At 40.9% G+C, this 6866-nt stretch carries 4 protein-coding genes and 1 tRNA gene; all 5 read left to right on the plus strand.

Going from position 1 to position 6866, the window contains the following annotated elements; translation table 11 throughout:
• A partial coding sequence (locus SMIDD26_RS03435; RefSeq protein WP_061439164.1) for an McrC family protein occupies positions 1 to 1035 on the plus strand: 1035 nt, incomplete at its 5' end.
• Positions 1036 to 1209: 174 nt separating this feature from the next.
• Positions 1210 to 2196 (plus strand): GMP reductase, encoded by a 987-nt coding sequence (locus SMIDD26_RS03440; protein ID WP_061438939.1) that lies wholly within the window; start codon positions 1210 to 1212, stop codon positions 2194 to 2196.
• Between the two features lie 66 nt (positions 2197 to 2262).
• A tRNA-Arg gene (locus SMIDD26_RS03445) sits at positions 2263 to 2334 on the plus strand.
• A 184-nt stretch (positions 2335 to 2518) separates the two neighbouring features.
• Positions 2519 to 3217, plus strand: a complete 699-nt coding sequence (gene rnc, locus SMIDD26_RS03450; protein ID WP_000661487.1) for a ribonuclease III — start codon at positions 2519 to 2521, stop codon at positions 3215 to 3217.
• Positions 3208 to 6747 carry a chromosome segregation protein SMC gene (smc, locus tag SMIDD26_RS03455; RefSeq protein WP_061438941.1) on the plus strand — a complete coding sequence of 1180 codons (3540 nt, stop codon included), beginning with the start codon at positions 3208 to 3210 and terminating at the stop codon, positions 6745 to 6747. The genes rnc and smc overlap by 10 nt, the downstream gene beginning before the upstream one ends.
• Positions 6748 to 6866: the final 119 nt, after the last annotated feature.

Below are 6866 nucleotides of genomic sequence, written 5' to 3' on the forward strand. Positions count from 1 at the left end.
ATTAAAGGTGATGACTATTTTTTACATTATCTTTTACAAAAGGTTCTTCATATCAATCTTACTAGTTTAGATGTATCTTTGTCGCGTGAAGATAAACTCTATCAACTTTTGATGTATCTCTTTCCCAAGTATCTTCAAGCTGCTTTCCGAAAAGGTCTTTATAAGGAATATCAGAGATTTTTCCATAACGATAGTCATGTAAAAGGAGTAGTTGATGTAGGAAATCATCTCAAGAAAAATCTTCCTTTCACGGGAAATATTGCCTACACAACGAGAGAGTTCACCTATGATAATCCTATCATGCAGTTAATTCGGCATACGATTGAGTACATAAAGACTCAAAAAAGCTTCGGAGTTATGCTCGATAGTGATCGTGAAACAATAGCTGAAATTACTCGTGTAACCCCTGCCTATAAACTAGCTGATCGTGCGAAGATTATTCGGGGAAATCAATCTAAACCTCTACGTCATGCATACTTTAATGAGTACAGAAAGTTACAAGAACTTTGTCTGATGATTCTAAACCAAGAAAAGCACGGTTTAGGGTATCAAAATCAAAAAATTCATGGTATTCTTTTTGATGTTGCCTGGCTTTGGGAAGAGTATGTTCATATTTTGTTGCCAAAAGATTTTATCCATCCACGGAATAAAGATAAGACGGACGGAATTTCAGTATTTTCTAGTCAAGAAAGAAAAGTATATCCAGATTTTTATCAAGAAGAGCTTAAAATAGTATTAGATGCTAAATATAAAAAGCTTGAAAAGGCTGAAAAAGGAATAAATCGTGAGGACTTGTTCCAGCTGATTTCCTATTCTTATATTTTAAAAGCTGAGAAGGCTGGACTGATTTTTCCTAGTATGGAGCAGTCAGTAAATAGTGAAATAGGAAAAGTAGCTGGCTATGGAGCTCAATTGAAGAAGTGGTCTATTCGAATCCCTCAGAATGCCTCATCCTATAGTGCATTTTGTAAAATGATGGAAAATTCAGAAGAAAATTTTAAAGCGATTATTGATGAAGAAGTGGGGAGAAAATAATTTCCCCTCTTTCTTTTATTTTTAACACAAGCAAAACCCGAACGATATATTTTAATTCATAAAATAATTTGACAAAAACTGTACTTTGGTTTATAATAAATTAAGGAAACGTCGGAAAAGGCGTAGTGATGCGAGAGCATAGGTAGGTCATTATAAAAGAAACGAGACATCAATATGTTAAATGAATTTCCAATTTTTGATTACGAAGATATTCAATTGATTCCAAATAAATGTGTCATTAAAAGCCGTGCAGAAGCGGATACAAGCGTCACTCTAGGAAATCACACCTTTAAACTACCTGTTGTGCCAGCTAATATGCAGACGATTTTGGATGAAAATGTAGCAGAGCAACTGGCTAAAGGTGGTTACTTCTACATTATGCACCGTTTTGATGAAGCAGGACGTATTCCTTTTATCAAACGCATGCATGATCAAGGGCTCATTGCTTCTATCTCTGTCGGTGTTAAGGACTATGAGTATGATTTTGTTAGCCAGCTCAAGGCTGATGCTCCAGAATACATCACGATTGACATCGCTCATGGTCATGCAGATAGCGTGATTTCTATGATTCAACACATCAAGAAAGAATTGCCAGATACTTTTGTTATTGCAGGAAATGTGGGAACACCAGAAGCTGTGCGTGAATTGGAAAATGCTGGTGCGGATGCTACTAAAGTTGGAATCGGTCCTGGTAAGGTTTGTATCACCAAGGTCAAGACTGGTTTTGGTACAGGTGGTTGGCAGTTGGCTGCTCTCCGCTGGTGTGCTAAGGCTGCGCGTAAACCAATTATCGCTGATGGTGGGATCCGTACTCACGGTGATATTGCCAAGTCTATCCGTTTTGGTGCCAGCATGGTCATGATTGGTTCCCTCTTTGCTGGACACATCGAAAGTCCAGGGAAAATGATTGAAGTTGATGGTGAACAGTTCAAAGAATACTACGGTTCAGCTTCTCAATACCAAAAAGGTGCTTATAAAAATGTGGAAGGCAAACGCATCTTGCTTCCTGCCAAAGGTCATCTGCAAGATACTTTAACTGAGATGGAACAAGACCTTCAAAGTGCTATTTCTTATGCAGGTGGACGTCAGGTTGCTGACCTTAAACACGTTGATTATGTAATCGTGAAAAACTCTATCTGGAATGGGGATGCTTCCCACTAAGATGGGCGGTCTAGCCAGAAAAAAACTTGTTATTAGAGCAAATTTCTGTTATAATAAAACAAGTTTCCACCCTTAGTGTAATGGATATCACGTAAGATTCCGGTTCTTGAGATGGGGGTTCGATTCCCTCAGGGTGGATGTAAACATCCTAAAAAAGCCTTTAAATAGGGCTTTTTTCTTTACACTGCTCTAAATGTGTCCCTAAAACTGAAAATCATATTCTAAAGAATGCCCAAATCCCCTTCAGTCCCGTTTTAAAGTGACTCAGGGGGCTTTTTTTGATATAATAAAAAAGACTGTTATCAGTTAGAAAGAGGTTGGTATGAAAGAATTACAAACTGTACTAAAGAACCATTTTGCAATCGAATTTGCAGACAAAAATTTACTGGAAACTGCCTTTACTCATACGAGTTATGCCAATGAGCACCGCCTCTTAAAAATTTCACACAATGAACGCTTGGAATTTTTAGGAGACGCTGTTCTACAGTTATTGATTTCAGAATATCTGTATAAAAAATATCCTAAAAAACCTGAGGGTGACTTGTCTAAACTCCGTGCCATGATTGTTCGCGAGGAGAGTTTGGCTGGTTTTGCGCGTGATTGCCAGTTTGATCAGTTTATAAAGCTGGGTAAGGGGGAAGAAAAGTCTGGTGGTCGCAATCGTGACACCATTCTTGGTGATGCATTTGAAGCTTTTCTTGGTGCCCTCCTTTTGGACAAGGATGTGGCCAAGGTCAAGGAATTTATCTATCAAGTCATGATTCCTAAGGTTGAAGCAGGCGAGTTTGAGATGATTACAGACTACAAAACCCATCTCCAAGAGTTACTTCAGGTCAATGGGGATGTGGCTATTCGTTATCAGGTGATTTCTGAAACGGGTCCTGCCCACGATAAGGTATTTGATGTAGAAGTTCTGGTTGAAGGTAAGAGCATTGGTCAAGGTCAAGGTCGTTCTAAGAAATTAGCAGAGCAGGAAGCTGCCAAAAATGCCGTTGAGAAAGGGCTGGATTCATGTATTTAAAGGAAATCGAAATTCAGGGATTCAAGTCTTTTGCTGACAAGACAAAGGTCTTCTTTGACCAAGGGGTTACGGCAGTTGTTGGTCCAAATGGATCTGGAAAGTCCAATATTACAGAAAGTCTGCGTTGGGCCTTGGGAGAGTCAAGTGTTAAGAGTCTACGTGGTGGCAAGATGCCGGATGTCATCTTTGCTGGAACTGAAAGTCGTAAACCGCTCAATTATGCTTCTGTAGTTGTGACTCTGGATAATCATGACGGATTTATCAAGGATGCAGGTCAAGAAATCAGGGTAGAACGTCATATCTACCGTAGTGGAGATAGCGAATACAAGATTGACGGTAAGAAAGTCCGTCTGCGTGATATTCATGACCTTTTCTTGGATACAGGTTTGGGACGAGATTCCTTCTCTATCATTTCCCAAGGGAAGGTTGAGGAGATTTTTAATTCTAAGCCTGAAGAACGTCGTGCCATTTTCGAAGAAGCTGCAGGTGTTTTGAAATACAAGACTCGCAGAAAAGAAACTGAGAGCAAACTGCAGCAAACTCAGGATAATCTAGACCGCTTAGAGGACATTATCTACGAGTTGGATAATCAAATCAAACCTCTTGAGAAGCAAGCTGAGAATGCCCGTAAGTTTTTAGACTTGGAAGGTCAACGCAAGGCTATTTATTTAGATGTTTTGGTTGCTCAAATCAAGGAAAATAAGTCTGAACTAGAGTCGACAGAAGAAGAGTTGGCTCAGGTTCAGGAACTTTTGACGAGCTACTATCAAAAGCGTGAAAAATTAGAAGAGGAAAATCAGAATCTTAAAAAGCAACGCCAAGATTTACAGGCTGAAATGGCCAAAGATCAGGGCAGTTTGATGGACTTGACCAGTCTGATTAGTGATTTAGAGAGAAAATTAGCCCTATCGAAATTAGAATCTGAGCAAGTAGCCCTCAATCAACAGGAAGCACAAGCTCGTTTGGCTGCTTTGGAGGATAAGAGAAATTCACTCAGCAAAGAAAAATCTGATAAGGAAAGCTCTTTAGCTCTCTTAGAAGAAAATCTAGTCCAAAATAATCAAAAACTTAATCGTTTAGAAGCTGAATTGCTGGCTTTTTCAGATGATCCTGATCAGATGATTGAGCTCTTGCGTGAACGCTTTGTAGCTCTTTTACAAGAAGAAGCGGATGTCTCAAACCAGTTGACCCGTATCGAAAATGAGTTGGAAAATAGTCGTCAGCTTTCTCAAAAACAAGCAGATCAACTAGAAAAGCTGAAAGAACAACTGGCTACAGCTAAAGAGAAGGCTAGTCAGCAAAAGGCGGAGCTTGAAACTGCCAAGGAGCATGTTCAGAAATTATTGGCCGACTACCAAGCTATTACCAAGGACCAAGAGGAGCAGAAAACTTCCTATCAAGTTCAACAAAGTCAACTCTTTGACCGTCTGGACAGTCTTAAAAACAAGCAGGCCAGAGCTCAAAGTTTGGAAAACATCCTGAGAAATCATAGTAACTTTTATGCAGGTGTTAAGAGTGTTCTCCAAGAAAAAGACCGCCTTGGTGGGATTATTGGGGCAGTCAGTGAGCACCTGACTTTTGATGTGCATTATCAAACTGCCCTAGAGATTGCGCTTGGAGCCAGCAGTCAGCATATCATCGTAGAAGATGAACATGCGGCAACCAAGGCCATTGATTTCCTCAAACGAAACAGAGCAGGTCGTGCAACCTTCCTTCCGTTGACAACGATCAAGGCGCGTACGATTTCTAGTCAGAACCAAGGTGCTATCGCTGCAAGTCTGGGATTTTTGGGCATGGCAGATGAGCTGGTTATTTTTGATACTAGACTGGAAGCTATTTTCAAGAACTTGCTAGCCACGACAGCGATTTTTGATACAGTAGAACATGCGCGTGAAGCTGCTCGACAAGTTCGTTATCAGGTTCGCATGGTGACATTGGATGGGACAGAGCTGCGTACAGGTGGTTCCTATGCAGGTGGAGCCAATCGTCAGAACAACAGCATCTTCATCAAGCCAGAACTGGAGCAATTACAAAAAGAAATTGCTGAAGAGGAAGCAAGTCTTCGTTCAGAAGAAGTGGCTTTGAAGACCTTACAAGACCAGATGGCTAGATTGACAGAAAGATTAGAAGGTATTAAATCTCAGGGAGAACAGGCACGTATTCAGGAGCAAGGCTTGTCCCTCGCTTATCAGCAGACCAGTCAGCAAGTTGAAGAGCTAGAAACTCTTTGGAAACTCCAAGAAGAGGAATTAGATCGTCTTTCTGACGGAGATTGGCAAGCAGATAAGGAAAAATGCCAAGCACGCCTTGCTACTATTGCCAGTGACAAGCAAAATCTGGAAGCTGAGATTGAAGAGATTAAGTCCAACAAAAATGCCATCCAAGAACGTTATCAGAACTTGCAAGAACAGGTAGCGCAAGCTCGTTTGCTTAAGACAGAATTGCAAGGGCAAAAACGTTATGAAGTAGCTGATATTGAGCGTTTATGCAAAGAATTGGACAATCTGAATATCGAACAAGAGGAAATCCAGCGCCTTCTTCAAGAAAAGGTTGACAATCTTGAGAAAGTTGATACAGAATTGCTCAGTCAACAGGCGGAAGAAGCCAAAATACAGAAAACAAACCTCCAACAAGGTTTGATTCGTAAGCAGTTTGAGTTGGATGATATTGAAGGGCAACTGGATGATATTGCCAGTCATTTGGATCAGGCTCGCCAGCAGAATGAGGAATGGATTCGCAAGCAAACACGTGCTGAAGCCAAGAAAGAAAAGGTCAGCGAGCGCTTGCGCCATCTACAAAGTCAATTAACAGACCAGTATCAGATTAGCTATACTGAGGCTCTAGAAAAAGCACATGAGTTGGAAAATCTCAATCTGGCAGAGCAAGAGGTGCAGGATTTAGAGAAGGCTATTCGCTCACTGGGTCCTGTCAACTTGGATGCTATTGAACAGTACGAAGAAGTTCACAGTCGTCTGGATTTCCTCAATAGCCAACGTGATGACATTTTGTCAGCGAAAAACCTGCTCCTTGAGACCATTACAGAGATGAATGATGAGGTCAAGGAACGCTTTAAATCAACCTTTGAAGCTATTCGTGAGTCCTTTAAAGTGACCTTCAAACAGATGTTTGGCGGAGGTCAGGCAGACTTGATATTGACTGAGGGCGACCTTTTAACAGCTGGTGTGGAGATTTCTGTTCAACCTCCAGGTAAGAAAATCCAGTCGCTTAACCTCATGAGTGGTGGGGAGAAAGCTTTATCAGCTCTAGCCTTGCTTTTCTCCATTATTCGTGTCAAGACTATCCCGTTTGTTATCTTGGATGAGGTAGAGGCTGCACTTGATGAAGCTAATGTTAAGCGTTTTGGGGATTACCTCAATCGATTTGATAAGGATAGTCAGTTCATCGTCGTAACCCACCGTAAGGGAACCATGGCAGCGGCTGATTCTATCTATGGAGTGACCATGCAAGAATCAGGTGTCTCAAAAATTGTTTCAGTTAAGTTAAAAGATTTAGAAAGTATTGAAGGATGACAATTAAACTAGTAGCAACGGATATGGACGGAACCTTCCTAGATGGGAATGGGCGCTTTGATATGGACCGCCTCAAGTCTCTCTTGGTTTCCTACAAGGAAAAAGGGATTTACTTTGCG

Source organism: Streptococcus mitis (assembly GCF_001579035.1).
GTDB lineage: Bacteria > Bacillota > Bacilli > Lactobacillales > Streptococcaceae > Streptococcus > Streptococcus mitis_J.